This is a genomic window from Brasilonema sp. UFV-L1, from assembly GCF_012912105.1.
In the GTDB taxonomy this organism is placed as follows: domain Bacteria; phylum Cyanobacteriota; class Cyanobacteriia; order Cyanobacteriales; family Nostocaceae; genus Brasilonema.
In genome coordinates, this window is the sequence record NZ_QMEA01000268.1 from 1 (window position 1) to 2,620 (window position 2,620).

General features: G+C 41.0%; 2 protein-coding genes and 1 pseudogene. All 3 read right to left on the reverse strand.

The window, feature by feature from the left end:
- Positions 1 to 309 precede the first annotated feature (309 nt).
- Complete coding sequence (gene acpP, locus DP117_RS33895) at positions 310 to 858, reverse strand: acyl carrier protein (protein ID WP_169222536.1); 549 nt, start codon at positions 856 to 858, stop codon at positions 310 to 312.
- Positions 859 to 1,367: 509 nt separating this feature from the next.
- Positions 1,368 to 2,261 carry an oxidoreductase gene (locus DP117_RS33900; protein ID WP_169222537.1) on the reverse strand — a complete coding sequence of 298 codons (894 nt, stop codon included), beginning with the start codon at positions 2,259 to 2,261 and terminating at the stop codon, positions 1,368 to 1,370.
- Between the two features lie 153 nt (positions 2,262 to 2,414).
- Positions 2,415 to 2,620 (reverse strand): annotated as a pseudogene (locus tag DP117_RS33910) (hypothetical protein); the annotation flags it as partial.

The window sequence follows — 2,620 nt, forward strand, 5'->3', positions numbered from 1 at the left end:
CCCCAGAGGGGACCCAAGCGCCCCCTGCTTGCCCACCATGTTCTAACCTTAAAGTGAAACGGTATAACTCATTCTCCGGTAGTGATTTCATTGACTTGCTGTACTGGAAGCGATCGCCTATGAGGGGCTGGCGTTTCTGAAACAATTTTTGCAATCAAGAGGTTATTTGATAACTGCAAAGCAAAAATACTGGGTAAGAGTAGTATTTTTTATACTAACAGGATACCGTTACCTGGGCTTTCTTGCTTTTCAGACATCCTCTTAAGTTTTACCCAAAAAGTATTACACCTTAACTTTAGAAACACACTCTTAAATCACAACATTTTGACTAATGTAATTGACAAGCTTTTGTACTGTCGAAATATTCTTAGCAACTTCATCATTAATTTGAATGTTAAAAGCTTTTTCCAGAACCATGAATAATTCCAACAGATCTAACGAATCTGCTCCCAAATTCTGAGCAAAATTTGATGCTAGACAGACTTGGTTCTGCTCGACACCCAGTTGTTCTGCGATGATGACTTGTAGTTTTTCAAAAACTTTCTGATTTTTCAATTGACTCAGTTGAATGGCTGTATGAATCCCTACTATTAACTCAACGATTTCTTCTAAAATTGAGACAATGCGCTGATATTGCTGAATCTCTTCATTAGAAAGAGAGCAACCTTTACGAACTTGAAGCCACTTTTGACAAATCTGATAACCTCCCAAACAGAAGTTCCAAACCTGTAAAGGCACGCTTGAAAAGTATTGCGTTTGGTTAATAAAGACTTGTCCAAAGTCTGCGGTTTGCTCCAGTAAGGTGTAGCGTACTGTCTCAACTTTATTATCCCCAGTGATGGGATATCTAGTAACCATTGGGACGTGTTTGTTAATACGAAATAGTTTGCTGACACTCTGCTGCCCCGTGAGAATGCAGCATTTGTCTGCTGCCGCCAAGCGCTGAATTGAAATTAGATGCTTCTGAATCAAGTCTGACACCTAAATCGGCGTTGCTGAATTAAGATATGAATTTCACGCATTCCCATTGATGTAGAGACGTTGCATGCAACGTCTCTACAGGGATTTACAGGGAATTGAACTCCGGAAAAACTGCAGTGCCAAATTACAAGTTAACGGGTAAGAAGTCCACGACCTTAACGGAAAAATCGCTCCGCAAGTACTGGTATACAAAAATTACAATCTTTCATAAAGCGATTTTTCCGGAGGCTGGCAGATTTTTCTAAGTTTTTCTTCAACCGCTGAATTCCTAACTGAGAAGTAAATGCCTACGCAAATTAAATTACCCATCAAAATTGCTTCAAACGCTTATTTAACTACAAGTAAGTGTGAAATTAATTTTGCCTAGGTACTTATTGCAGTCTGACTTAACTAGCAACTTGGGTTTCACCGACTACAACTTCCTCAAACGCAGTATTCACAGAGACTTCCTTCCAAGTATCCAGTTCTGCTTTGACTGACTCCAGTTTGGTATTAATAATATTAATTGCATGTGGTCCCAACGCCAATCTCAGTGGCGAGTTCTCACTATCAACCGCTTGAATCATTGCTAGAGCTGCTTTCTTTGGGTCACCTTGTTCCCTGATTTTCATATCCTGCACATCCCGCACAATCTGACGGATATGACCAGTTGCTGCTTCATAGTCCTCAATTTGGGTATCAGTTACGACAAGAGAACGTGTGACAAAATCTGTACGGAACGAACCAGGTTCAACTATTGTCACTTTGATACCGAGAGGTGCAACTTCCTTCGCCAATGCTTCGGAAATTGCTTCTAGCGCAAATTTAGTACTGTCATAAATTCCTGAACCAGCACCAGACACAATGCCACTCACTGATGAAATATTAAGAATGTGTCCGCCGCGTTGCTGCCGCATATGGGGTAGGACTGCCCGCAGCGTTTCCAAGACACCAAAAACGTTTGTTTCAAACTGACGGCGAACTGCCTGATCGCTAACTTCTTCAATTGCCCCCAAAGTCCCATATCCGGCATTGTTGACAAGCACATCAATGCGTCCAAATTTGGCAATTGCTTGTTTAACTGCGTCTTGTACCTCTTCGGGTTTCGTCACATCAAGTTGCACCGCTAAGGTGCGATCAGAAAATCTTGTTGTTAAATCTTCTACCTGTTGTAGATTCCGTGCTGTTAGCACAACAGTCTCGCCCCGATCAAGCAATGTTTCTGCCAATGCTCGACCAAAACCACGTGAGCTACCAGTGATAAACCATACCCGTACATAAGAACTAGACGAGTTTACCATAGGAATTCTCCATTTCTAATTTGATATGAATATCTCCACGATCAATACAATCTTTCAAAGCTGCGGCTATTTTGTCACAAACTTGCTTCGACAGGATGTTCCCCTTCTGACAATCGTTGCACTAACTCGTTCATGAAAGTGTCTCCTTAAGAATCACTGTTGTTTTGATTTGAGAAGTGCTCCTACTTTCACAGATTCATAGACTGGAATTTCAAATGCGAGAGTTTTGTCACAAAACTCTTTCCATTCGGGAGTTACATTGTCAAAAATGATATTTTCGTCCTTGAAAATCCCGTCTGTAACTACGTAGTTTTCTTGTAGATATAGAAAATCATCGAAAATTTGGGTAGAAACCCCGT

Coding starts and splice junctions, on each gene's coding strand:
- acpP (WP_169222536.1), bottom strand. CDS start 858: ATGGTTACTAGATATCCCATCACTGGGGATAATAAAGTTGAGACAGTA.
- DP117_RS33900 (WP_169222537.1), bottom strand. CDS start 2,261: ATGGTAAACTCGTCTAGTTCTTATGTACGGGTATGGTTTATCACTGGT.